This window comes from Lentzea sp. NPDC092896 (assembly GCF_044754905.1).
Taxonomy (GTDB): domain Bacteria; phylum Actinomycetota; class Actinomycetes; order Mycobacteriales; family Pseudonocardiaceae; genus Lentzea.
Genome location: NZ_JBIVPX010000002.1, coordinates 406,899 through 431,550, shown reverse-complemented (window position 1 = coordinate 431,550; position 24,652 = coordinate 406,899). Strand labels below are relative to the sequence as shown.

The 24,652-nt window shown below is 69.9% G+C and carries 15 protein-coding genes; 4 read left to right on the top strand and 11 right to left on the bottom strand.

The annotated features are described in order from the left end of the window. Nucleotides 1-84 precede the first annotated feature (84 nt). Genes ACIQF0_RS13220 through ACIQF0_RS13205 form a run of 4 tightly spaced genes read left to right on the top strand, consistent with a single transcriptional unit; the run spans nucleotide 85 to nucleotide 5,268 of the window. Nucleotides 85-1,692 (top strand): S8 family serine peptidase, encoded by a 1,608-nt coding sequence (locus ACIQF0_RS13220; RefSeq protein ID WP_401028654.1) that lies wholly within the window; start codon nucleotides 85-87, stop codon nucleotides 1,690-1,692. Continuing rightward, complete coding sequence (locus ACIQF0_RS13215) at nucleotides 1,689-2,288, top strand: RNA polymerase sigma factor (RefSeq protein ID WP_401028651.1); 600 nt, start codon at nucleotides 1,689-1,691, stop codon at nucleotides 2,286-2,288. The genes ACIQF0_RS13220 and ACIQF0_RS13215 overlap by 4 nt, the downstream gene beginning before the upstream one ends. Then, entirely contained in the window at nucleotides 2,285-2,743 is a 459-nt protein-coding gene (locus ACIQF0_RS13210; protein WP_401028648.1) for a hypothetical protein, read from the top strand. The genes ACIQF0_RS13215 and ACIQF0_RS13210 overlap by 4 nt, the downstream gene beginning before the upstream one ends. Then, nucleotides 2,740-5,268, top strand: a complete 2,529-nt coding sequence (locus tag ACIQF0_RS13205; protein WP_401028645.1) for a CHAT domain-containing protein — start codon at nucleotides 2,740-2,742, stop codon at nucleotides 5,266-5,268. Before ACIQF0_RS13210 ends, ACIQF0_RS13205 begins: the two co-directional genes overlap by 4 nt. A gap of 7 nt (nucleotides 5,269-5,275) precedes the next feature. Here ACIQF0_RS13205 and ACIQF0_RS13200 read toward each other — a convergent pair whose 3' ends face one another. The 11 genes from ACIQF0_RS13200 to ACIQF0_RS13150 form a co-directional block, all read right to left on the bottom strand. Then, the gene (locus ACIQF0_RS13200) at nucleotides 5,276-6,622 is read right to left on the bottom strand and encodes a collagenase (protein ID WP_401028642.1); all 1,347 of its coding nucleotides are present in this window, start codon (nucleotides 6,620-6,622) and stop codon (nucleotides 5,276-5,278) included. A 625-nt stretch (nucleotides 6,623-7,247) separates the two neighbouring features. Next, complete coding sequence (locus tag ACIQF0_RS13195; RefSeq protein ID WP_401028639.1) at nucleotides 7,248-10,544, bottom strand: hypothetical protein; 3,297 nt, start codon at nucleotides 10,542-10,544, stop codon at nucleotides 7,248-7,250. Further along, nucleotides 10,541-12,325, bottom strand: a complete 1,785-nt coding sequence (locus ACIQF0_RS13190) for a hypothetical protein (protein ID WP_401028636.1) — start codon at nucleotides 12,323-12,325, stop codon at nucleotides 10,541-10,543. Before ACIQF0_RS13190 ends, ACIQF0_RS13195 begins: the two co-directional genes overlap by 4 nt. Continuing rightward, nucleotides 12,322-13,422, bottom strand: coding sequence for a caspase domain-containing protein (locus ACIQF0_RS13185; protein ID WP_401028633.1), 1,101 nt, complete (start codon nucleotides 13,420-13,422; stop codon nucleotides 12,322-12,324). Before ACIQF0_RS13185 ends, ACIQF0_RS13190 begins: the two co-directional genes overlap by 4 nt. Next, nucleotides 13,419-14,531, bottom strand: a complete 1,113-nt coding sequence (locus ACIQF0_RS13180) for a hypothetical protein (RefSeq protein ID WP_401028630.1) — start codon at nucleotides 14,529-14,531, stop codon at nucleotides 13,419-13,421. Before ACIQF0_RS13180 ends, ACIQF0_RS13185 begins: the two co-directional genes overlap by 4 nt. Before the next feature lie 12 nt (nucleotides 14,532-14,543). After that, on the bottom strand, nucleotides 14,544-17,213 hold the full coding sequence (locus ACIQF0_RS13175; protein ID WP_401028627.1) for a right-handed parallel beta-helix repeat-containing protein: 2,670 nt from the start codon (nucleotides 17,211-17,213) through the stop codon (nucleotides 14,544-14,546). Then, nucleotides 17,210-19,333, bottom strand: a complete 2,124-nt coding sequence (locus tag ACIQF0_RS13170) for a DUF3488 and DUF4129 domain-containing transglutaminase family protein (RefSeq protein ID WP_401028624.1) — start codon at nucleotides 19,331-19,333, stop codon at nucleotides 17,210-17,212. The genes ACIQF0_RS13175 and ACIQF0_RS13170 overlap by 4 nt, the downstream gene beginning before the upstream one ends. A 5-nt stretch (nucleotides 19,334-19,338) precedes the next feature. Next, nucleotides 19,339-20,457: a DUF58 domain-containing protein gene (locus tag ACIQF0_RS13165; RefSeq protein WP_401028621.1), complete on the bottom strand. Its 1,119-nt coding sequence runs from the start codon at nucleotides 20,455-20,457 to the stop codon at nucleotides 19,339-19,341. A 10-nt stretch (nucleotides 20,458-20,467) separates the two neighbouring features. Continuing rightward, the gene (locus ACIQF0_RS13160) at nucleotides 20,468-21,427 is read right to left on the bottom strand and encodes an AAA family ATPase (RefSeq protein WP_401028618.1); all 960 of its coding nucleotides are present in this window, start codon (nucleotides 21,425-21,427) and stop codon (nucleotides 20,468-20,470) included. Between the two features lie 191 nt (nucleotides 21,428-21,618). After that, nucleotides 21,619-23,196 carry an MFS transporter gene (locus ACIQF0_RS13155; protein ID WP_401028615.1) on the bottom strand — a complete coding sequence of 526 codons (1,578 nt, stop codon included), beginning with the start codon at nucleotides 23,194-23,196 and terminating at the stop codon, nucleotides 21,619-21,621. Between the two features lie 91 nt (nucleotides 23,197-23,287). Further along, the gene (locus ACIQF0_RS13150) at nucleotides 23,288-24,403 is read right to left on the bottom strand and encodes a molybdopterin-dependent oxidoreductase (RefSeq protein WP_401028612.1); all 1,116 of its coding nucleotides are present in this window, start codon (nucleotides 24,401-24,403) and stop codon (nucleotides 23,288-23,290) included. Between the last annotated feature and the right edge of the window lie 249 nt (nucleotides 24,404-24,652).

The following is a 24,652-nucleotide window of genomic DNA, read 5'->3' as shown; positions in this document are numbered from 1 at the left end:
TCAAAAGGCTCTGTCCGGCCCCTGGCGCCACGACCACGATCCAGGTGCGGCGGCGAGCACAGGTCGATTCGGAGGGGAACCCGCATGACGATCTACTGGCCAGATCCGCCGCTCGCCGCGAGCACGGAGCCCGGGAACACCGGACTCGCCTTCCAGGTGCCGGACGAGGTGTTGCAACGGCACAACGCGCGCGTGCTTCAGCCCGCGACCGCCGCCGAGGGAGCAGCAGGGCCCGCACTGCAACCGACCGCGTACGTGGCGAACGTGCTGCTGATCCCGTTCGAGTTGCGGGGCGCCGAGCAGGCCCTGAACAGTCTGCTCCAGCCGGTCAACATGACCATCGAACCGATGGTCGGCGACCCGGACCTGCCACAGCTGGCGGTGCCCGTGGTGCTCAGACCGGTGCCCGGTCCCGTCCCCGTGCAGGTCGACGCGTGGACCGCTCTGCAGGCGATCAGGGCCAACTCGACGCTCGGCCCGCGGATCGGGCTGGACCACCTGATGTTCGCCTCCCCGCTCACCTGGGACCTGGGTGGGGCGCCAGGGGCCATCCAGGGGTTCGCACCGCCGTTCGGCGCCGCGAGCCCGGTGACGGACGGCTACCTGGACGGTCCCGTCGTGCTGGAGATGCCGCCGCTCGCGCCGAAGCCGGTGACCGAACTGAAGCTCGGCCGCAGACCGGTGGTCGCGGTGCTCGACACCGGGATCGGGCACAACAGCTGGCTGAAGATCGACCCGCTCGACGCGCTGCAGCCAATGTCGTCCTGGCAGACCGGGCACGTCGTGGTGGACGACTCCGTTCAGGCCGCTGTGGAGAACGCGAGCCTGTCCCAGAAGGGGTTCAGCGGCGAGGTCATCAGGCACGCCAAGGACCAGCCGCTGACGAGGAACCCGTTCATCGGCACCCAGGACTGGTGTTTCGGGCACGGCCTGTTCTGCGCGGGCGTGATCAAGCAGATCGCTCCCGACTCCACCGTGCTCGCCATCCGCGTGATGGGAAGCGATGGCGTCGCACGGGAAAGCGCCGTGCTGGCAGCGCTGCAGGGACTCGTCACGCGGGTCAACGGGGCGTTCCGGTCCGGCGACATGACCGAGATGGTCGACGTGGTGTCGCTGTCGATGGGATTTCTGTTCGAAAGGTCCGAGGCCGAGGAGCGCACGTCGCCGCTCGCCGTGCAGATCGGGTTGTTGCGCGAACGCGGTGTCCTCGTGACGGCCGCGATCGGCAACTCGGCCTCCAACCGGCGGTTCTTCCCCGCGTGCCTCTCCACGCTCGCCGACACGCTGACCACGCCGCCGGTCGTGAGCGTCGGCGCCCTCAACCCGAACGGCAGCATCGCGTTGTTCACCAACGAGACCCCGACGTGCTACGCCTCGGGCGTCAACGTGATCAGCACGTTCCCCCAGGACGCCAACGCCAGCAGGCAGCCGCTAGTGCAGGTTCCGGCGGCCAACCGCCCAGGCCTGCCGCCGTTCCGGCAGACACCGGACGTGGACGACCACACGCACAGCCCGTTCGCCGTCTGGACGGGAACCTCGTTCGCGACGCCGCACATCGCCGCACACCTCGCGAAGGCGTTGCAGGACATGCAGTCCGTCGGGACGACGGCGGACGAGAAGCAGGAGCAGGCCACGATCCGCGCGGCCAGAGCGGTGGACGTCGTGAGGAAGGCGGCGCAGCTCAGCCCATGAGCACCGGCGATCGCACGTCCACAGGGCCGTCCGGCACCGGCTGGGCGGGTGTCGCCGCGTTGTTCGAGGCGGCGCGCGGCGGCGACCGCCAGTCGTTCCACGACCTCGTCGCGGCGCTCAGCCCCCTGTTGTGGCACGTGGCCCGCGCCCAGGGCCTGGACCGGGAGACCAGCCAGGACGTCGTGCAGACGGCCTGGCTCGGCCTCGTCCGCGACATGCACGAGATCCGCAATCCGATGGCGCTCGCGGGCTGGTTGATCACCACGACGAAACGGGAGTGCTGGCGGGTCCGCGGCCGTCGCCGGCCCGAGGTGGTCACCGGCGACGAGACCGAGCTGGACGGAACCGACCCGGCACCCGGTCCCGAGGAACTGGCCGGGGTGAACGACCAGCAGCGCAGGCTGTGGAAGGCCGTCGCGCGGCTCGAACAGCGGTGCCGGGAACTGCTGCGCGTCGTGGCGTTCGTGCCGCGCCCGGACTACGGCGTGATCGCGGAGACGCTCGGCATGAAGCGCGGCAGCGTGGGACCGACCCGGCTGCGGTGCCTCGACAAACTCCGCATCGAACTGGGCGGCGACGCGGGGGGTCCGTCATGACCTCTCCGCTCGATCCCGAGGACCTGCGACTCCTCGACGAGCTCCAGGACCTCTACACAACAGTCGAACCCGTGCCGCCCGGCCTGGTCGCCTGCGCTCAGTTCGCGGTCGACGTGGAGTCGGCGGACTTCGACATCGCCCGGATCGAGGACTCGGAACCGCTGACGGGAGCGGGGGCACGGGGCGGTACCGGCACGCAGATCACGTTCGACTGCGGCCCGCTGCTCGCCGTGATGGTGCAGATCCAGATCCGCGACGACGGGACCGTGCGGATCGACGGGTGGCTCGACCCGCCCGGTGACCACCGCGTCGAACTCCGCACCGCGACGGGCACCACCACGATCGAGACGTCGCCGGAAGGCCGTTTCGCCGTCGAGAACGCCCGTCGCGGTCTCGTCCAGTTCGTCGTCCGGGCGGCCGGCACGACCGTCGTGACGCCCGCGATCCTGTTGTGAGCACGGAAAGGAGCGCGGCGATCGAGGACCGGGTGCGCCTGATGCGCCAGGAGGGCTCGCTGCTGACCAACAGCGGCAGGCCGGCCGCCGGTGCCAGGAAGCTGCGTGCGGCACTGAGGTTGCTGCGGTGGTCACCGGACGTGGCCCCCGATCACGTGGCCCACCGGGTGCTCACCTCGCACGTGCTGATCAGCCTGGGGCTCGCCGAGGCGGAACTGGGCGACACCGCGCGCGGTCTCGCCACCCTCGACGCCGCCGAACGGATCGTCGCCGACCACGACCGCCCGATCCTCTGGCAGCAACGCGCTCTCGTGCTGCACCGCGCCGGCCGGGTGACCGAGGCCCTGCGCCTGCTCGACGCCGCCGTCCCCGTGCTCGCTCGCGACGGGGATCCGTTCGCGCACACCTCCGCGCTGCTCACCAGGGTGGCGATCGGCATCGGGGTCGGGCGGACCCGCCGGGCCCGCGAGGACCTCCGTCTCTGCCAGGAGATCGCGGCCCGCGAGGGCTTCGCGCTCACCGAGGCCAAAGTGGCGCACGACCTCGGCTACTGCGCTGTTCTCGACGGCGACATCCCGGCCGCGCTGCGCGCGTTCGAGGAGGCGGCCGAGCGCTACGCGGAACACGGTGCCGGGTATCTGCCGGTGCTGGCGATGGACAAAGCGCGTGCGCTGCTATCGACGGGACTCGCCGGTGAGGCCGCACGTGAGCTGGACTCGGCGTTCGCGTTGTTCACCGCGGACCGGTTCAGCGTGGACTACGCCTGGGCGGAGCTGACCCGCGCGCAGGCCGCGCTGGCCGTCGGCCAACCGGCGACCGCGCGGGACTGGGCCGTGCGGGCAGGCCGCCGATTCCGCAGGCACGGCGACCACGCGTGGGCAGCGGTCGCCGATCTCACGGCGATGCGGGCACGTCTGTCGATGAACCGGTCGGCGATGCCGGTCGCCGCCCGGTGCGAGCGGCTGGCCACCAGGCTGCGGGAGCTGGGCCTCGCGAACGACGCCGATCACGCGGACCTGCTCGCGGCTCAGGCCTTCCTCGACGCCGGACGACCTGAGCAGGCGCGCCAGGTCCAGGCGCTGAGCCGCCGCGGCGGGCCGTTGGAGGTGCGGTTGCTGCGCAGACTGGTCCGGGCCCGGCTGGCGTCGGGCGGCCAGGCGCTGCGCGAACTGCGCGCCGGACTGGACCTGCTGCACGCCCAGCGCGGACGCTGGGGCAGTGCCGAGCTGCGCGCTGCCCTGTACGCCACGGGTGCCGATCTGGCCCGGCAGGGCCTGGATCTGGCTCTGGCCAGCGGCTCGCCCCGGCTGGTGTTCGCCTGGACGGAACGTCACCGCGCCCAGTCGTTCCGGCTGGCGCCCGTCCGCCCGCCCGCGGACGAGGTGGTGCGCGACGCCGTGGCCGAACTCCGCCAGCTGAGCCACAACCTGCGGGAGGCCGAGCTGCGCGGCCGCTCCGACCCTGCCACCAGGGCCCGGTGCGCGAGTCTCGAACGGCTGGTCCAGCAGCGGACCTGGCAGCTCGAGGGCGGCGGTCCTCGCCGTCACGTGGTGAGCCTGACCGCGATCCAGGCTCAGCTCGCCGAGGCGAACCGGGTGATGGTGAGCTTCTTCGACCACGACGACCGGCTCTCGGCGCTGATCGTGGACCAGCGCCGCGTTCGACTCGTACGACTGGGCAGCACGAGCGTGGTGGTCGAGACCGTCACCAGGTTGCTGCACGACCTCGACGCCCTGTGCGGCAGACGACTGCCCGCGCGCCTGGAAGCAGCTCTGATCAGGTCGGCCGACCACCACGTGCGCCTGCTGAGCGCGGACGTCGCCGCGCCACTGCACGGCTTCCTGGGGGACTCGGACGTCGTGATCGTGCCGACCAAACACCTCAGCGCGATCCCGTGGGGGCTGCTCCCGGAGTTCCGCGGCCGACCGGCGACGGTCACGTTGTCCGCGTCGATGTGGTCGTTCGGCCGGCAGGTCCCCGCCGACCCCGCGCTGCGACGAGGCGGTCTGCTCGTGGGTGGCCCGCGGCTGCTCAACGCGGAGAAGGAGATCATCGGGATCAGCGCGGTCCACCCGGACGCGCGCCGCATCACCGGTCCCGCGGCCACCGTCGAGGCGGTGCTGCACGCGCTGGACGGGATCGACTTCGCGCACCTCGTCGCGCACGGACACCACGAACCGGGCAACGTGCTGTTCTCGTGCCTGGATCTCGCCGACGGCCCGCTCATGGCGTACGACCTGGCGCGGTTGAAGGTCGCGCCACGTCATGTCGTCCTCTCCGCCTGCGACGTCGGGCAGGCGAACGTCCGTGCGGGCGACGAGGCACTCGGTTTCACCGCCGCGCTGCTCCACTCGGGCACGAGCAGCGTGATCGCGAGCGTCGCGCGTGTCCCCGACGATCTGGCGGTGGACGTCATGAGCTCCTACCACCGCGCTCTGGCCGCGGGGGCGGAGCCCGCCAGAGCCCTGGCGGACGCCGCCACCGCGGAGAGTCGCATTCCGCTGGTCTGCTTCGGGGCGGGATGAACCGGTCCTACCGCACTGCGGTCAGCCAGCCGTACCAGTCGGAGTCGTAGCGGTTGCCGATCACGCGCGTGAGGTGGTCGCGCGCACCCGCCCAGTCCCCCGCGCGGTAGTCGGCCAGCACCGCCGCGACATCGGCCGGGTGCTTCTCGACGAGGTACCTGACCGCCAGATAACCCCAGTTGTAGACCCGCTTGGTGTCGTGGTCGTAGGTCGTGTCGAACAGCGTGCTCAACGCGTAGGTCTGCTTCTTCGCCTCGGCCAGCGCGTCGGTGTAGACCTCGCCGCGGTAGCTGTACGAGAGGTACTCGGCGAAGCCCTCGATCCACCACACGGTCGGCGTGGTCATGTTCTCCTCGAAGTCGCCGTGCATGTCGAACCGGCCGTCGAGGTAGTGGGTGTACTCGTGGTTGAGGTTCCAGATCGCGAACGCCGGCAGCCAGTCGGCCTCGTGCGCGATGAACCGCGCCTGGTTGAGCGCCGGGTCGCCTTCGAGGTACATGCCGCCGTTGTTGGTGGAGATGTCGAACAGCACGCCGGCATACGTCCGGTAGTCGTTGCCGGTGTTGAAAACGACGACTTCCAATGCCGTGTTCTGGTCGCCGGCAACGGGTCCCGGATCGCGCACGGTCCGGTGGAAGGCCGCGTCCTGGCCGGCGAGCGACGCGCAGGTCTGGCGGAGCTCGGCCCGGGTCAGTTGCTGGGCGCGGATCTTCAAGGTGGCACTGCAGGTGTGCCGGACGGTGAGCACGCGGCGGTCGATCTTCGCGCGGAAGTCGCAGGTGTTGTAGCGGCGGCAGTTCGCCTTGTCGTACCAGTCGACCATCTCCGCGACGCCCACCCACAGCGGGGCGAGGCGGCCGACGACGTCACCACGTGACGCCATGTCCGCGAGCAACGGACGCACGCGTGGCGCGATGTCGTTGTGCTGCAGGAACCTGCCCAGTTCGCGGGTCGCGTTCTGCACCAGGTACTGGCGGTCGGTGCCGAAGAGGTCCAGGTGCGCCACCACGAACCGGTGCAGCGCCCGCAACACCTCCGGGTCGGCCCGCACCGCCGTCAGGAACTCCGGGTAGCTGTGGCCGTAGTAGAGCAGGAGCATGCCGGCGTGCACGGCGGCGTCGTCCGCGCTGGTGTAGTTGTCGAGCACACGGGTCAAAGCGCGCAACTCGGCCGGGTAGTCGGCGACGGCCGCGTAGATCGTCGACTCCGGCGCGGGGTGAAGGACGTTCCTGGTGGTCTCGGGCGGGAGCAACGGGCTGTTCGGCGTACCGGGAGCGGCTTGGGCCACGGCAGGGGCTGTGGCAGGGGCGAGCAGCCCGGCTAAGAGCGCCAGGACGAGCGCGAGTGATCTCATGGGGGTTCCTCCGCAGGGGTTCGAGGTGTCCCAGAGCGTCACATCGCCTGTCGGGCCGCGATCATCTCGTCCGCTCATAGCGCGCTGCTATGGAAGCGTCACGACAACCTTGTCATCGGCTGGTCGGCGGGTGCCTCACCGCAGGAAGAGTCGATGTCGCGCGACTTGGCGCTCAACCGGCCCGTTTCCGCCTCTTCCACCGCGTACGCCGCGACACCCGCCCAGTTCTTCACCGAAGCATCGGGGTGCGCGGGGCCTGCTGGCGTGCCGCCGGCGACGATCCGCAGTGGCTCGTCGTCGACCTGTGGGCCGTGTGTTCGATCGAGTCGTTTGTGCTGGTCTTCAAGGCACGGAGGACAGACTTGGCGCGAGGCGCATCGCACCGACGACGGCCAGGGGCGGGGAGACCCGGATCGCGCTGGACGAGCCGGTCAGCGCCCGGTGTGTCCGGCTGACGGCGACTCGCCGGTCGAACGAAAACCCGTTGGGGCTCAACGGATTCCAGGTCTACGGCACGTCCGGTGAACGGCCAGGGTGAAGGGCTGGACCGACTGGCGCAGCAACGGAAATGTTCCCGCTTTGAGACCCAGCCCGGACCACACGTGACCGTCGAGGCCCACAACACCTAACGACCGGCACAGTTGTCGATGGGATCGAAGTGGCGGAGCCTCTCATCGCTCCGCCACTCCTCGGCGGTCATCGCCCTCTGTGCCTCCCTGCATGCGCGATCTCGAGGGTTGTCGTTGATGGTGAGGAGTTCGCTGATGTCCCAGACGTTCACGGTCTCGTCAGCGCTGCCGGAGACGACGGTGGCCCCTCCTCCCGAGGTCGCCACGGACAACACGGCTCCCGTATGTCCGGTGAGCTCGGCGAGGAGGTGCGGCGCTCCTGGATCCAGCAAACTCCACACCAACGCGGTCCCACGGGTGTCTGCACCGACGGCCAGCCGGCCGTCAAACGAGTAGGCGATCGACCGCACTTTGCCGGTTCCAGCCGGGAGTGCCGTTCGTTCCGCGGCCTCACCTGACTCCGAGACCTCGTACTGCCGCACGGCGTTCGAGGTCTCGCTCGCCACCAGCAGGGTCCTTCCCCGCGGGTTGAAGGCGAGCGCACGCACACCGCCGTGCTCGCCTGGGTCGATTCTCCCGACCCGCGTACTTCCCTGCCACAGCTCGACCTGTCCGGTGGCGTCACCGACAGCCAGGAGGTCGGCGTCCCGTCCGTACGCCAGCGCGCGAACCGGGTGCTTCTCATCCCTGGGCAGCTCAGCCCAGGTCGGCTTGCGCGCTCCGACCTCGGCCACCACGACGGTGCCGTCTCCGGTCCCCGCCGCGATCTTCGAGCCGGACGGATCGAACGCCAGCGCCGCCACCGGGCCACTCGTCGGCATCCTCGCGAGTTCGGTCGGAGCGGTGGGCGCGGAGATGTCGCTCAACACCACTTCGCCGTCTTCCGACCCGGATGCCAACCGAGTGCCATGCGCAGGGTCGAAGGCCGCGGCTCGCACCGAACCGCGGTGGGACTTGATCCCGGTGAGCCGGTTCGGCTGCGACGGATCGGCGAGGTCCCACAGGACGGCCTCACCCGTTCCGGTGATCGCCAGGCCGACGCTGTTCTTCGGGGACGTCACGACCTTCTCCACCTGCGCGCCGAGCGGCGCGCTCCCGTCGAGTTCGTAAGGACCGTCGTTGTGGACGTCCCACAACCGCACGGTGCCGTCACGACTTCCGGTGAGCGCTTTGGCACCATCCAGGCTGAGACCCACCGAGGTGATCGCGTCGGTGTGCCCGTCCAGCAGCATGGCGGGCCGGTAGCCACCCCGCCCTCTCACCCACAGCACGGCCTGACCGCGTGCGTCGCCGGTGAGGATCACGGGATTCTCGCCACCACCGGTCGCGACCGCGGTGATCGCCGCTCCGTCTGCGAACGAGAGCCGAGCGGGCTTGCCGGCGAGGGTCGGGACTCCGAGGTTTCCGGAGCCGGCCGCCCACACCCGTGCGCCGTCGGTGTGGCCGGCCACCAGCCCCGCCGCGCCGGCGGTGAGCACGAGAGCGTCACCTCGGGCGGCTTCCAGATCTCTGACCGGGGTGAACCTCGGTTGCTCGCTCGACTCGTCGAACGACCAGAACCGGACGCCTCCGGGGGTCGCGACCGCGAACCCGCCCTTGTACAACGCGACCGAACGCAGGTCCCCCGGTCCGGGCCGCAAGTCGCCGAGCGCCTTGGGCGGCGCGCCCACCACCGTCTCCCACAGGGTGACCGTGCCGTCCGCACACCCCGTCAACAACAACCTGCGTGTGTCGAAGGACGCCGACACGAGCTCGCACTCGCCCAGCCCGCCGACCAGGGCGGGAACGGCTTTGTCACTCAAGTTCCACAGCCGCGCGCCCGCTCCGGCTCTCGCCACGACCGCCAAGGTGCCATCTGCGTTCACAGCGGCGACCGACACCCCCGCCGGCGACCCGGTATCGACCTTGAGCTCACCGATCTCCTGCACGGCGGACAGAGTCGGCATCTCCCACGTGGTGGCCCCCATGACACCCGCGATCAGGGCGTGCCCGGTGCCCGCGAACGCCGTCGCGGTGATCTCGCCCCTTCCGGTGAACAAAATGACCGGCTCGCGCCGCGTGGTCAGCGCCGCAGTCATCGCCGCCTTCACCCGATCCGAGTCCTCCAGCGCGAGCGCGGCCAGCGAGTACCGCAGCGCCCGCGTCCGCTGGGTGCCGCTCTGCTTCGCCACCTCGTTCAGGAGCGTGGCCACCGCCTCCTGCCGCTGGGCGGCAGCACGGTCCTCGTCGCGACCGGACATCTGGGTGTAGATGACCAGGCTCGCGAAGACCAGGAGAACCGCTCCCAGAGCGGCCACCGGCCACTTCCATCGCAACCGGCGAGTGCGGCAGTGTGCCTGACGGACGTTGCGCACCCAGCGCACGTCGACACCGGCCACCAGCGGTGTGCCGCTGACGTCGCGGTTGGCGTGAGGGGCGACGACGTTCCACAACGCCACCCCGGCCGCCTCGAGCTTGCCTTCCAGCCCGTCGACCGAGCCGATCTCGCCGGACGGGCTCACGGCGCCCGTCACCGCGCACTTCTCGCGCCACCGCCAGAGGAACGGGTCCAGCCTGCGCAACCTGTGCAGGGCGGTTCTCAACGCGACGGCGAACGCGGCACCCAGCGACGGCCCCTTGATCAGCACGAGCCGCCGGTCACTCACGTCGACGGACCAGAGCACGCAGGGTGGACGCTTCCGCTTTCTGGTCGCGCAGGTCCACGCGGCACCCAGCGAGGCCGTGAACTGCTCGTCGACCTCCAGAAAAGTCATCGATCTCGGGTCGGGGAAGAGACCGGGAGGCCCACCGGGCAGCACCGCGACCTTCAGGGAGCCGGTGGTGCCCCTGCGCTCCCCGGTGTCGAACAGCACGCGGACCTCGTGCTGGTAAACCGGTGGGCTGACAGTCCCCGACGCCAGTCCAGCCGCGATGTGCGCGAGGGAGCGCGCGGGTCCGTCGTGCAACGGATCGACGAGTGCCAGCGCGCCGGTGTCGTCCCGCCAGCCGTGCGGCCCGCCGGTGTCTTCAACGAGCAGCCCGGTTTCCCCCCAGCGACGGGCGGCCGCGGTGATCGCCTCCACTCCGGCGGAGCGGGGCAGGTCGCCCCGTGCCGCGGCGAGCAGGACGCCGACCGCGGCGATGTTCCTGGTCGCGAGCAGGTCGTGGTCGTCGAGCACGCCCGCGACGAGCGGGTCCGCGCCGCGTTCCCAGTCCACCAGTCGATGCGGCGCCGCGGTGACGGCATCGGAGACGGCGTGCCACCACAGCCGGCGGCTGATCAGCCGTGCCCGCAGCTGACCCGTCGTCAACGCGCTCGCATCGCCCTCCTCGATCGCGGCGAGCAGATCGTCCAAGGTGGACAGATGGCTCATCCGAGGTACCTGTCGACAAGCGCGCGGTGCGCGTCCGGCAGGTGCTCGGCCAGTTCCCGCCAGGCTGCCGCGAACGCCGGGGTGAGCGACGGGACGAGGTCCGCGGGATCGAGCAGCGCGATGTCCGCCGGGGTGAGCTCCGCGACCTGCCAGTGAGCGCCGGCGTCGAAGTCGTCGAACTCCACGGCCGTCTCGCGCCGGATGCGCCTGCCGATCGGATAAGGCGCCACGCGCAGCGCGGTCTCCCCCGCAGTGGTGCCGTACTCCACCCCGATCGCGAGCTGGTCGTCGCCGCGGGGCCTGGACGCCTCCAACCGGAACCGGCCGCCGTGGCGTTCCCGGAAGAGCACGAGCACCGCCGGCGGCGTGCTCACCCGCAACACCTCCTCGCGGTCGCCTTCCCCTGCCGCGGCGAGCAGTTCGAGCGCGGGCGCCGCCACGGGCAGCGGCGCCACCGGACCAGCGAACCGCGAGCGCGCCGGCGGCTCGCACACCGAGAACGCCCACTGACCGGGTCGCAGGCCGGTGACCCGGAGCCGGCCGCGGTCGTCGAACGAGCCCAGGTGGTGCAGCGCGGCCGACTCGCGCACCCCGACGGTGAGCCCTCGCAGGCCTGCCAGGTGTTTGACCCAGAGATCCAGGTCGAGGCGATCCGTTCGACTGATGTTGCGGTCGATCACCGCGTTCAGCCGCAGATCACCGACGTCGACCTGGCGATCCGCAGGCACCAGCCCCGCGCCGTTCAGCGCGTCCAGAGCCTCGCTCAGACCGGCAAGTGGGCGCTGTTCCCGTTCCGTCTCCCGGGGCGGGACCGGGACCGCCACTGGGACGTCGTTGTCGCAGGGCTCCACGTCGCCGGACGACGCAGGCTTCCTGCGAGGGACTCGCGGGTCTTCGCCCCAGAACGAGGTCAGCGCGGTTCCCAGTTGTGCCGCCGTGTAGTGCCGCACCGGGGAGCTCTCGCCGAGCAGGGCCAGTCCCGCCGCCAGCAGCCGCAGGCCTTCCGCGACAAAAGGCAGTCCGCCGCTCACCGCGCGGTGCAGTTCTTCCCGGGCGGTCGGCACCGTCCCCGCCTCCCGCAGCATCAGCTGGGCGTTCAGCACCATCACGTCGACCGAGTCGGCGTAGAACCAGGCGAGCCTGCTCATCCAGTCCCGTGCCGCGGCGTTGCCTCCGCAGACCAGGTAGTAGCCGGTCATGATGTCCGCTACGACGTCGGACCCGCCTCCCGTCGCTATGGCCTCCTTCACCACCACGCGCGCGGAATAGCCGTCACCTCGGTGGCGGTAGCCCAGCAAGGTCGCGCCCAGACCAGGCCTCACCCCGACCCCGTCCGCGCTCACCACCAGATCGGTCCACGTGGGCACGACGAACACCTGGGACGCGCCGGACGCAGGCGTCCAGACCACAGCGCTGCCCGCGTTGTCGTCGCACCGCAGGAAGTCCGCGGTGTCCGCCGTCGCACCCGGTGTCCAGTCGCGGCCGTGGTGCCACCACACCCGCACCGAGCCGTGCGGTGACGCGGAGGCCGGCCGTTCCTGGCGCTCCACCCGCAGGAGCGGCGACTCGGCCGTGTCGACCGCGCCGTGCAGGCGTGCGCCGTCGGGCGACCACCCGTCGGCGAAGTACCGGCCACCGGGCAGCTCGACCGGAACCGCCTTGTCGGCGCGCAGGACCGACGTGGCGACCGTGACCAGCTTCTCGTCGAGGATCTGCACCGCGCCCACCACAGCACCGTGGTCCGCGTCAGGCTCCTCGAAGCGCAGTTCGATCACCGTCATGCGTCACATCCCCGCACTGGAAGGTCGAAAGTCCGGTTCGGTGGGTAGATCCCGATCCGCCTGTGCGCATCGGTGTAGCGAAGACACGGGAAGTGCGCGTTGTAGGTGTAGGAGTCAGCAGCGGCCTCGTCTTCCCAGAGCGCAGGCACGGGCCCTCGGCTCGCCTCGAACTCATCCGCGGTGAGCGTGAGACTGGCCTGTCCCAGTGCCTCCCTCGGGGAGCACCCCAGCCGGAACGGCACGGTCGGAGCACCGGAGAGGTGCCGGAGGACGGCGCCGTGCAGAGGCGATGCGGTGAGGCCCTGCTCCTTTCCGGTCTCCCACTCGATCAGGGCGTCCATCGCCCTCGTCAGCAGATCGGTTCTCACCTCCCACAGGTCGCCGTTGGTGTTCGCGGCAGCACCGCCCTCCAACGCCTGCAGCAGGGCTTTGGTGAACGGCGTCGGCCCGCTGTCGGCGCCGGGGGCGGTCGCCCCTGGTCTGGTCGCGTAGTAGATGGACGCGTCCGCAGGGCTGTACGGCAACATGGACTGAATCACCGAGTAGGCGCTGATTGGGCGGGCCCCGAGCAGTTCTTCCGGCACCGTGCGGCAGGCATCGACGAAGTAACACTGCACGCGCGCCTTGCACTTCCCCATTCCGCGGTGCAGAGCGCCCACCTGAAGCGCTTCGTTGAACGGGTTCCCCGCCGAGATGCCGAAGTCCTCCAGCAGGACCAACTGGTCCTCTGCGGCGCACCCGTGACCGCTGAAGAAGAACAGCGCCACGTTGTCCGCGCGTTCGTCGCACCGGTGGTACCAGCGCCAAAAGGCATCTTCGAAGTTCGGCCGCGTCGGAGTGTCCACGGTGGACTCCCCCGACATGAGCAGCTCCACCGACCCGAGCGGCGCGAAGTCGTTGTCCGCCTGGTGCTTGACCAGCCAGTCGGCCAGCGCCTTGGCGGACCGCGGTGGTGCCTTCACCGGCGTGAACCGCCGCACCACCGACCCGAGAGGGCCGCCTCGGTCATACGTTCCGCAGTGCGGATACGCGCCGACGCCGATCACGAACGCGTGCGTGCGCGGACCGTCGCCGACCTTCTCGAACACCGTCGTCATGCCAGCACCTCCGCGATGCGTCTGCCGATGCGGGCGTGGAAGTTCGGCTGGTTCAGGTAGGCGGTGTGGGCCCAGACCGCGCCGGACGGATAGGTGTAGTCCCGTGCACCGTCGAACACCGCACCCGCACGAAACGAGAGCGGGTCGGCGGGGTCGACCACGTTGAGCCAGTGCAGCACGCCGGGCGGCTTCGGGGCCGCCATAGTCCGGTCCGTGCCGCTCTCCCGGAACAGGCTCAGCTCCTCGAACAGCCCGACCTGCGACCCGACCGTGACGAACACGTCCACACTCAGGTCGGGGCGGTAATGGCTCAGCAGGTCGTAGACGATGTTGCCGCCCATGCTGTGCGCGATGATGATCCGCGGCCCATCCGCCTGCTCGATCACGTCCGCCACCAGAGACACGATCGCGCCCGGCCGTTCCCGAGTGCCGCGTGATGCCATGTACTGCAACACGTCCGCGATCAGCAGCGCCGTGTTCCGGCCGGCCAACCGCCTGCCCGCACCGACGACGAGAGTCGCCGGGTTCACCCGCCGCAACGCCCCGATCAGCAGATCCCGGGCCCGTTCCCTGACACCGAGGGTCTCGACCTCCGGCGGATCGAACATCGCCGAAACCTCGGCGACCAGCCGGTCGACGAACTCGTAGTCGTCACGCACTTCGCGCAGCCAGGGGTACCGGACTTCCTCAGGATCCCTGGGGAAGAGGGCTTCCCTCGCCGCCAAGTATCCGACGATCGCGGGCGAACGGCCGACGAGTTCGTCCTCGCCGTCCGTCCCCGGTTCGACGAGCGCGTAGAGCAGGTCGACCGCGTCCGCCATGGAACGCAGGGCGACAGACAGCACCGACGGGACGCCCTCGACGAGCGCGTCCCGTTCGTCGTCCTCCGGGCCGAGTTGCTCGACACCCCGCTGTGGAAGGGACGCGAGATCCCACCGAGGAGCGACTGTCAGCCTGCCCCAGAACGGCGTGAGAATCTTCGCGTCCGCCAGGTCTGGGCTGACTGCGGGCAGCAACACCTTGCGGAACAAACCGTCGCGGCGCCGTGCCGCGGCCTTGTACCTGTCGTCGCCTCGGTTCCCGATGCCGTGGACGTACACCAGCGCCATGCCCGCTCCCTCTCAGCACGCCACGCCGAGACAACCGGCCGGGTTGCCGGCGGAGGTGTTGCCGCCCCCGTCCACCACCGTCCCAGGTACCGCCTCGATGCCGTGGTCGGCGTTGTTCTGCGTCTTGTTGTTCCGGAGGACGATGTCGCTGCCGGCCTGCGAGTTGATGTGCAGGCCGTCATCGACCGGCCGTCCTTCCCGGTCGATGAGGCCGTTCGGGCGGTGACCGTTGGAAATGAAGGTGTTGTCGTTGAAGGTCAGGTGCGGTCCAGGCCCTCCTTCGCTGGTGTCCATGAACACCCCTGCGGTTCTGTTGCCGCTGAACCGATTGTTGGCGACCACAAGTCCGTTGAGGGGCCCGAGCGGCATCTGAATCGGGTTCCCGAGCTTCAACCCGATCCCGTTGTCGTGGAAGTTGTTCCGTTCCACCGTCAGGAACTCCCCACCGCTGGCACTGAAAGCATCGATTCCGACTTCGGCTCCGTAGATCTCGTTGTCCCGGAAAGCTGCGGAACCGGAGTGGACGGTCAACTCGAGCCGACTGGAAGCGACGCGGCTTCTCGCGATGTTGAGGCCGTTCGACTGGCTAGCTCTGACCGCGGTCCGCGTGACTTCGCTGTCGACGATGGCCGTGACGTTGGCGTCGTTGTTGAGGCTGATGTCGCTGTCGGTGAACTTGCAGTTGGCGAAGAGGGTGTCCGCGATGTCCGAGTGCAAGGAGATCGCCGCGTCGGTGAACACCGAACCCGAGATTCTCAATCGCCGCATTGCGTTCAGACAGGTGATGCCTCTGGTGAACTCGGAGTCGACCACAGTCAGATCCGTGCCATCGAAGCAGCGCACGTCGTCTTTGGTGTTCGATTCGAAGCGGATCTGCTCGACGTCGCTGTTGTTCGACAGGTTGAACACGACCCCCGTCTGAAACGATCGAATCGTGCCGTTGCGCACCGTCGCGTTGTGTTGGCCTTCTGGAACCCACACACCGATCTCGCCCCCAGACCCGGTGATCGAGTGCCCGTTGAGGTCGATCACCACGTCCTTGGCGCCGACCGTCAGAGCGTTGCCGGTGCACACCAAGTCCTTGCGCAGCCGCACGTTCTGCGTGATCGTGTCGCCGCACTCGGCGGAAGCGATCACCGCCATCACAACGAGGTTCCGCGTCTGCTCATCGCGCCGCGTCCCAGCGAAGACGGTCAGTTTCACCTCGTAGGTGGCGGCCGCCTCGAACCGGTAGCTCAGCCGAGGCGTGGACGCGGCCGTCTTGATGTCACCGCCGGGCCCGCGCACCTCCCACTCCCACTGCTGCGGCACCGCCCCCGTCACGTCCGCGGCGAACGACACCTCCTCGCCTGCCTCAGGGTTGCCGGGCGATGCCGTGATCTCGTTGATGTGCGGCACGTCCGGCGAGTTCGACGAACTGCCGGTCGGCAAGGGCACCGAACCCGTGGTTCCGTCCGGCCGGTTGCCGCGGGAACCGGTGAGGCTCGGGCGCGGGCCGCTGGACGAGCCGCTCGGCACGGTCGTCGTGGTGGCCTTGGTCGGCGGCGAACTGGACGAACTGGACGCGGTCGGTGGCTTGGTCGGGTCGTACTTGTCGATTCGCCTGATCCTGCCGTCGCGATCGATGACGCCGGCTTTCTCGCTGTTGGGGTCGTTGAAGAAGACCACACCGTCGCGTGTGGACAGTTCGAACGGGGCGCCCTCGCCGAGCAGTGTCTCGGTCGTGGCGACGGACCCGTCGGCGAGGTCGACCACGTGCACGCGGTCGGTCGCGTTGTCCGGGACGAACGCGTGCCCGCGGGCATCGACAGCGGCGCCGAGGTCCGAGTCGGGTGCCGCTATGGGGAAGCTCATGCCGCACGTGCCCGTCAGCACGTCGCAGGACATGACCACGCCGCGCGACGGTTCGACGACCAGCACGCGGCCGGGCTGTGCCGAGGCGCTGACCTGAGTCGTCTCCCCCAGCGTCAACGGCGCGGTGCCGGCGATCTCGCCGGACGCGGTCAGCAGCGTGGCGGTCTGGTGGGTGCGGTCGACGACGACCGGCTGGTCGCCCGCGACCAGGATCCGCACGTCGGTCGCTTCCCTGCGGTGCACGTCGCGCAGTTCCCGCTTGATCGGGCCGCCTGCCGTCCACTCGAACGACAGCAGACCGCCGCTCGTTCCGTCCGCGAGCCAGACCCGTCGTTCGTCCGCCGCCACGGCCAGGACGGATGCCGGCAGTCTTTCCTGCGCTCCCAGGCGTTCCGCCGCCGTGCCCATGGCTTGAAGCACGCCGTTCTTCGAGTCGATGGCGATGTACGCGTCGCCAACCGGGTGCACCGTGATCGCCCGCACCTGCGAGGTGAGCGGCTTCATCGACGCACTCTCCAGCGTCGCGCCGCTGATGCCGACAACGTTGCCGCTCGCATTGTCGACGGTGTACGCGCGCTGGTCGCCGATCGCGACGGTGAACGGGACGTTCGGCTGAGCGACCTGCACGCTCGCGGACACAGCCGCCGAGATCCCGTCCACCAGGGTCAGGTGGCCCACCGAACGCGACGCCAGCCAGGTGCTGCCCGCCAGCATCTTGGGCTGAAGGGGCGGCAGGACGTGCTGGTAGCCGACGACCACCAGGCCGGTGGCGGCTACGACGGCGCAGGCCACCGCACCCGCCTGCGCGCGTGTGAGCACCTTCTTCATCTCCTGCTCCTCTTCAGGATCCGCCGCGAGTAGAGCGGCCTCGGGTCGATCGCCGACCGCACCCACAGCAGGCGCCGCCATCCCGGGTAGAGGTCGCGGCGCAGGGTGCGTGCCATGCCCCACGTCCGTTCAGCTGCTCCGTCGGCGAGGTGATCCGGCCCGTAGATCGCCGTGGTCGTGATCTCCGCGAACTCGGCCAGCACGTTGGCGGGCGGGCCGAACCGTTCCTGGGCGTAGCGCGCGTACTCGACGGGCGTGCGTTCTGGTGCGAGCGCGAGATCTCGTTCCAGCAGCCGGTCGACGGCTTCCTCCCAGGCCCCGACGACCTGTGCCGCGGCTGGACCCGCCCGTCTGCGCCGACGCCGGCGGGCCTTCTCCAGCGGGACGAGAAGAACGACGAGCAACGCGAATCCCGCCAACGCCAGCAGCACCCGCCAAAAGACGTTCCGAGCTGGCTCGACCAGCGGATCTCCCGGCACCGGCGCGATGGTCTGCACGGGCCGTTGGCTGCCGTCGGTCGGCACGGGCGCCGAAACCTGCGTCACCTTCGGTTGTTCCGGTGCGTCTCGCTGCGCCTTGGCGGGGTCGGTCGGGTCGAACGCGACCCAGCCGCGGCCCGCGAAGTGCACCTCGGCCCACGCGTGCGCGTCGGCGGTGGTGACCTGATCCCGGACGCGATAGCCGACCGCGACCCGAGCGGGGTAGTCCAGAACCCTTGCCATCAAGGCGAAAGCGGCGGCGTGCTGCTCGGCGTAGCCCTTGTCCTCGCCGTTCTGCGCCGATCCGAGCATCCTGCTGATTCGCGCGTACGAATGCCCCGGCGGGGCGTCGATGCTGTACGGCAAGCCGCGCAGGTAGGTCTCGATCGCCCTGAGCTTGTCCACCGCGTTCGACGCGGTGTCCGTGATTGCCTGCGTCTGCGTGAGAATGCCCGGCGGCACGGTGCCCGGCACTTCCCGGAACGCCGCGTACCGCTCAGACGAGGTCGGCACCGCGTCCTGGCCCAGGTCGCGGGCGACCGCCTGCACCCCCGTGACCTCGTAGGTCGTGCCGGCCTGCCAAGACTGGTCGGCGAGCACCGAGTCGGACACGGCACTGAAGGCGATGGCCTTCGGCGCGGAGGTCGTGAACCTGATCCCGCTCGGTCGGCCGACGACCGGAAGGAACGGCGGCGGGAGTTCGCCCAGCGTGACGCGAGCGGTCACCTGCCTGGCGACTTCCCCGTCCTGCTCGCGCGCCAGGCGTTCGCCCGCGACCAGATACTCGTCGTCCGAGGTCCACAGCGTGCCGTCGAAGTGGCCGAGCGTGGCGGTCCGCAGCCCGACGAGGTCGTCCGCGCCGGTCGTCCGCGCCGTGAAGAGCACTCTGGGCGGTTTCGCGATCAGCTGGTCACGCACCTCGTTGAGCGGCGTGATCAGGTCCGGCGGCTTGATCGGGTCCGTGCGCAGCGGGCGCGGGTCGGCCCGGTTCTCACCCGACGCGACCACTCCGAACGTCGCCGAGCCCGCGCCGACCGCGAGCACGAGGAACAGCGTGGCGCCTGCGGCGGTGCGCACCCTAGACCCGTTGCCGGTCCGCAGGAAGACCAGCAGCGTGATGAGCACGGCGGTGGCGACGGTCGCGGCGAGATGGGTGGTCTGCCTGCTGGCGACGACGACGAGTGCGGCAACGAACCCGAGGAGAAGCGGTGCGACCGGTGCAAGTGCGGCCTGGGCGCGCAGCACGAGCAGAACGGCGGCGAACGTCGTGCACCACACCGCCAACAGCACGGCCACCAGGATCTGGCCGGTCGGTTCGGCGGGCACGCTGACCGACAGCACCCGTGCCCAGCCACCGGCGACGCCCAGAGTCAACTCGCGCGCGGTGCTCGCTGCGGGCCACCATCCGTCCATAGTGGATCGCAACGCGAACGGAACCGCGACCAGAGGGAACAGTCCCAGCAGCGCGACCGAGCTCACGACAGGACCACGACGGGACACCAGCAACGCCGCGGCGCCCGCCACCACGATCGTCACCCCTATCGCCGGCAGGAACGCCTTGGTGGCGAAGAAGTCCAGGTAAACCATCCCGGACACGCCCGCGGCAAGGGTGCACACCAGCAGCTGCAAGGCTCTTTCCACGGCGCTCAGCCGTTCCACTCGTCTGCGAAACCACTGCACGTGCTCGCGGTGAGGACCCGAACCCCCGCGGCCACCCTGGCGGAACCGCGACCGGCGTCGAGCCGCACGACAACGGTCGGTGCCGAAGACGCCACCGCCGCGATTCCGCGCACGTCCTCGTCCTTCATCGCACCGCTCACGACGACCGCGCTCGACCACGCTCCATCGCCCGCCACCGCCTGCAGCCAGGAGATCCGCCTGCGCGCGATGTCCACACCGGACAGAAAATCGAGCGGCCCGGTGCGTTCGGTGTAAGAGGTGCAGCGGAGTTCCGCGCCGGTCGTCGTGCGGAGAGTGAGCCTGGCACCGGCCGTGAGCGCCGCGACGCAGAACGACGCGGTCAGCCGGACCGCCTCCTCGAATCGGCCGCCGGCGTAGAGCTCGCCGTCGGTGTCGAGCACCACGAGGCACTCCGGCGCATCCGGTGCGCTGAGGTGGCGCACGACGAGCTCCCCGGTCCTGGCGTACGCCGGCCAGTGGATCAGTCGTCGCTCGTCACCGGGGACGTAGGGTCGCAATGCGTAGAACGCCGCACCGTCACGCCGTGGCACCGACGCTTCGCCATCGACGTCAAGCGGTCCCCCGGTGCCGAAGCCCTGAATCTCGTGGTAGTCGGGGTGGACGTAGTAGGTATCGGGTTTGCCGTCGCGGCGGGCGCGAAGCATCAGCCGGAGCGGGTCCGTGAGGCCCACTGCGGGCGGAGGTGAGACGTACACACCGCGCTGCCGGGTCCGCAGTTCGTACTCGAGCTCCTCGGTCGCGGCGGCGGGCACACCCGCGAGCACGAGCCGCATCGGCCGCTCAGCGCTGTCGTCGACGACCTCGAGCTCGGGGCTGCGCCGGAGGCCGTCGTTGCGGACGACCAGGCGGCAGCGGAGGGGTTGCCCTTCCCGAACGCGGTGGCGCACCAGCGTGCGTTCGACGGTGACTCTCGGCTTGCGCCACGTCCACCCGGCTGCGGCGAGCACGAGCACCACCGCGCCGACGCCCAACGCGACGATCTCGGGATAGTCGGCCGCCATACCCGCCGCGAGCAGCACGGCGGCCGTCGCCGCGAGGATCCATCCGGTTCTCGTGAGCTTCACGAGGCACCCGCTATCCGGCCCTCGGCACGGTCACCTGGCGGTGGCGCAGGATCGACGCGATCACCGACTCCGCGGTCACCCCCTCGACCCGTGCCGCCTGCTTGAGCTGGATCCGATGGGCCAGCACGGGTTCCGCGATCGACTTCACGTCGTCGGGCGTCGCGTACTGCCGGCCGCGCGACGCGGCCACGACCTGGGCGGCCGTCGCGAGGGCGATGCTGCCCCGCGGACTCGCGCCGCGCAGGACCGAGTCGTCGTTCCTGGTGGCCGTCACGATCCTGACGACGTACTCGCGCAACTGCTCGGAGACCTCGACATCGCGGGCCACCGCGATCATCGAGGCGACCTCGTCGATGCTCATCACCTCGGCGACGTCGTCCGCCCTCGCCCGTGCGACGCCGAGCCCGACCACCTCCCGCTCGACCTCCGGCGAGGGGTATCCGATCGAGGTGCGCATCAGGAACCGGTCCATCTGGGCCTCCGGCAACGGGTAGGTGCCCTGGTGCTCGACCGAGTTCTGGGTCGCTACGCAGAAGAACGGCCGCGGCGCCGGATAGGTGGTCAGTCCGACGGTCACCTCCTGTTCCGCCATCACCTGCAGGAGGGCGGACTGCGTTTTCGGCGAGGCCCGGTTGATCTCGTCACCGAGCAGCACGTTCGCGAACACCGGACCCCTGCGGAATTGGAACTCCAGGGTTCTCGGGTTGAAGATCTCGACGCCGGTCACGTCGGACGGCAGCAGGTCAGGCGTGAACTGGACGCGATGGAAGTCGCCGCCGACAGAACCGGCCAGAGCCTTCGCCAGCGAGGTCTTGGCGACGCCGGGAACGTCCTCGATCAGCAGGTGACCTTCAGCGAAGAAGCAGGTCAGCGCGAGGAGGACCACTTCGGACTTGCCTCGGACGAACTGTTCGACGTTGTCCTGCAACGCGTTGAACCGTTCCCGGAACATCAACACGGAACTCGACATGCACCATTACCTCGCGTCCCCTCACGGCGACTCCAGCATGATTGCAAGAATCTTCACTTTCTGCCGCGAAACCGTTCGACGGAGTCAATATCGCCGCGCACGAACGAGCGTTACTCCCAGCGATAATTCCAGGGAACATGGCATTTTTGCTGGGTGCACAACAAATTCAAAAAGTGGACACCGACTGGACTTCAGGCCGGCTTCGTCGGCTCGGCGAACAGCAGGTGCCGCACGTGCGCCGGTCCCTTGGCCAGCGCGCGTGCCACCTCCTGGTTCTCCTGATCCACGACGGTGCCGCGTTCGACGTGCTGGCGCAGGTGTTCCTGCCACGTCGCCACGGTGAAGGTCTCCAGGAACGTCTCGGGTTTCTCGGTGTCCCGGAACAACCCCCACATCGTGGCGCCCGTCCTGCGCCGGGCCCTGCCGACGCGCTGCATGGCGTCGATGAACGCGTCCTCGTTCTCCGGTGCGACCGGCCACTCCACCGTGACCAGCACCGGGCCCGCGTCGGTGTCGGTGATCTCCGGCGGTTCCTCCCAGTAGGTCGCCGGGCTGACGTCGAGCGGCCGGTCGTGCAGCGGCAGCCACCTCGTCGCCCCGGCGGCCAGCACGACCATCGCCACCGCGGGCACGATCATGGCGACCTTGAGGCTGTACGCGTCCGCGATCACGCCCCACACGACCGCGCCGAGCGCCTGCCCGCCCATGAGGATCAGCTGGTAGTAGGCCAACGCACGTGCCCGTGTCCACGCAGGCAGCAGCACCTGCGCGAGTGCGTTGAACGTCGACAGCGTGGCGATCCAGCAGGCGCCGGTCAGCAGCATCGCCACGATCACCACCGCGAAGCTCTGCGTCAGCACCGCCGTGCTGGTCGCCGCCGCGTAGACGAACGTCGCGAGCAGCACCATCCGGTTCTTGCTCATGCGCTGCAACAACTTCGGCACCACGAACGCGCCGCCGATCGCCCCCGCGCCGACGCTGCCGAGCAACACGCCGTACCCGCTCGCGTCGAGTCGCAACGGCCCGCGCGCGATCGCCGGCAACAGCGCCCACAACCCGCTGCCGAACACGATGAACAACGTCAGCCGCGTGAGCACGCGCCGGAACAACGGCGAACTGGCCACGTACCGCGCACCGGTCCGCATGGCGGTGGTGATGTGCTCGGTCCCGAGCGGCCGGTGATCCGACGGCCGCTTCCACCGCGAGAGCACGATCAGCACGCCGAAGAAGCTCACCGTGTTGAACGCGAACGTCGCCTCCGACCCGGCCAGCGCGATCAGCAACCCGCCCAGCGCGGGCCCGATCGCCCGCCCGACGTTCATGTTGACGCCGTTGAGCAGCGCGGCCTGCGGAATCTCCTCGCGCGACACCAGTTCCGGCTGAATGGCCTGGAACGAGGGCATCGACAACGCCTGCCCGATCGCCATGAGCGCCAACAGCCCCAGAAGGCTCGACGGCGTCGCCTTGTCCGTACCCGCCAGCACCATCAGCCCACCCGCACCCGCGAGCATCAACGCCTGGCCGGAGATCAGCACGTGCCGCCGGTCGAGGATGTCGCCGAGCGCGCCGGACGGCACGACCAGCAGGAACACCGGCAGCGTCGTGGCGGTCTGGACGAGCGCGACCTGCAGGGCGCTGCCGCCCAGATCGCCCATGAGCCACTGGGCACCGACCGTCTGCGCCCACGTGCCGATGTTGGAGGCGAACTGGGCGAGCCACAGCGCACGGAACGCGCTGCGGCGCAGGGGCGCCCACGGGGAGACAGTCACCCGCCGATCTTCACACCTGAGGGTGCGCCTTGCCGAGCACGGCTGGAGGGCGAGTTTCGGTCAACGCTGAAGTTATTGAGAGCACGAACGCTCACGCCACCGTCACCGGATGCCTGACCACAGCCCCGAACAGGTAGCCCTGCGTGTTGTACGGCGACTCCTCCGGCTGCCCGTCCACCCGAGCCCGCAGCACGTGCTCCCCCGGAGTCGCCTGCCACGGCACCTGCCACCGGGTCCACCCGCCGCGCGACACCGGCGTGGCCCGCCGCCACGACCGCCCGTCCGTCGACACCTCGACCTTCCGCACCCCGTCCGGCGCCCAGGACCGCCCGGTCAGCACCTGACGACCGGCCGGCACCACGGCACCCCAGCCGAGTTCGAAGGCGCTCTTGCCGACCTGCGAGGTCACCAGAGTCCCCTCGGCCGGATACGTGGGTCCGAGCAGCCGGTAGTACTGCGTGTCCCAGGGCGAGTGCAGCGCCGACGCCGACACCTCCAGCGAGCCCAGCCACTTGATGCTCGCGATCCCGATCCACCCCGGCACCACCAGCCGCGCCGGGAAACCGTGGTCCGGCGGCAGGTCGGCACCGTTCATCTCGTACGCCACCAGCACGTCGTCCAGGGCCTTGGCCACGGGCAGCGGCCGCCGCACCCGGCCCAGGTTCACGCCACCGGTCACGTACTCCGCGTCCAGACCGGCGGGCAGCACGTCGACGGCGGAGCGGCGCAGGCCCGCCAGCCGCAGGAGCAGGCCGAGCGACACCCCGCGCCAGCGGGCGTTGCCGACGGCGCCGAGCTTCCACGGTGTGCCCGACACGGTTTGGCCCTGCTGCGTGGCGAAGAAGCTGCGGCCGTTGCCCGCGCACTCGATCACCGCCTCCACCGAGCACGACGGCAGTGCGCGCAGGTCTCGCAGCGACAGCGACAACGGGCGCGTCACTCCGGAGCCGTGGATCTCCAGCCGCCAGGACGTGGGGTCGATCAGCGGGGTCGAGGTGTGGTTGCGGACGAAGAACTTCGACACCGGCGTCAGCGAACCGGTGCCGCGCAGGGCCTCCCAGCGCGTCTCCGCGTTGGTGCCGTGCACGATGAAGTCCGTGTCGGGCAACGGTTTCACGATCGTGGGGGCGGCCACCGCCCTGGCAGGAAGCACCGAAGGCAGCACCGAGAGTCCTGCCGCGAGGAGCACGCCGCGCCGAGAGATCATGCGTTCGAAGTTAGCTACCCACCGCAAGGGTGCGTCTCACATCGCAGGACCGTCCAGGCGACGTGATTTGGGTCACACTCAACCGGCCGCAGGGCCGCCGTGAGGACGTGTGAACGGGCAGGGAGCGTCTGCCCAGGTCACGCATTGAGAGCGCTCCCAGAACCTGGGAAAACAAGCGTGCGCACAGGTTCCGTTCGCCCGGAAGTGGCCCGTTTCCACCCGGCGCGACTGATTGTGAACATTCGTCTC

What these genes read in the sequence shown, in the direction of transcription:
- ACIQF0_RS13160 (WP_401028618.1), bottom strand. Translation starts at nt 21,427, where the DNA reads ATGTCGAGTTCCGTGTTGATGTTCCGGGAACGGTTCAACGCGTTGCAG.
- ACIQF0_RS13190 (WP_401028636.1), bottom strand. Translation starts at nt 12,325, where the DNA reads ATGACGGTGATCGAACTGCGCTTCGAGGAGCCTGACGCGGACCACGGT.
- ACIQF0_RS13215 (WP_401028651.1), top strand. Translation starts at nt 1,689, where the DNA reads ATGAGCACCGGCGATCGCACGTCCACAGGGCCGTCCGGCACCGGCTGG.
- ACIQF0_RS13185 (WP_401028633.1), bottom strand. Translation starts at nt 13,422, where the DNA reads ATGACGACGGTGTTCGAGAAGGTCGGCGACGGTCCGCGCACGCACGCG.
- ACIQF0_RS13220 (WP_401028654.1), top strand. Translation starts at nt 85, where the DNA reads ATGACGATCTACTGGCCAGATCCGCCGCTCGCCGCGAGCACGGAGCCC.
- ACIQF0_RS13200 (WP_401028642.1), bottom strand. Translation starts at nt 6,622, where the DNA reads ATGAGATCACTCGCGCTCGTCCTGGCGCTCTTAGCCGGGCTGCTCGCC.
- ACIQF0_RS13210 (WP_401028648.1), top strand. Translation starts at nt 2,285, where the DNA reads ATGACCTCTCCGCTCGATCCCGAGGACCTGCGACTCCTCGACGAGCTC.
- ACIQF0_RS13175 (WP_401028627.1), bottom strand. Translation starts at nt 17,213, where the DNA reads ATGAAGAAGGTGCTCACACGCGCGCAGGCGGGTGCGGTGGCCTGCGCC.
- ACIQF0_RS13150 (WP_401028612.1), bottom strand. Translation starts at nt 24,403, where the DNA reads ATGATCTCTCGGCGCGGCGTGCTCCTCGCGGCAGGACTCTCGGTGCTG.
- ACIQF0_RS13195 (WP_401028639.1), bottom strand. Translation starts at nt 10,544, where the DNA reads ATGAGCCATCTGTCCACCTTGGACGATCTGCTCGCCGCGATCGAGGAG.
- ACIQF0_RS13180 (WP_401028630.1), bottom strand. Translation starts at nt 14,531, where the DNA reads ATGGCGCTGGTGTACGTCCACGGCATCGGGAACCGAGGCGACGACAGG.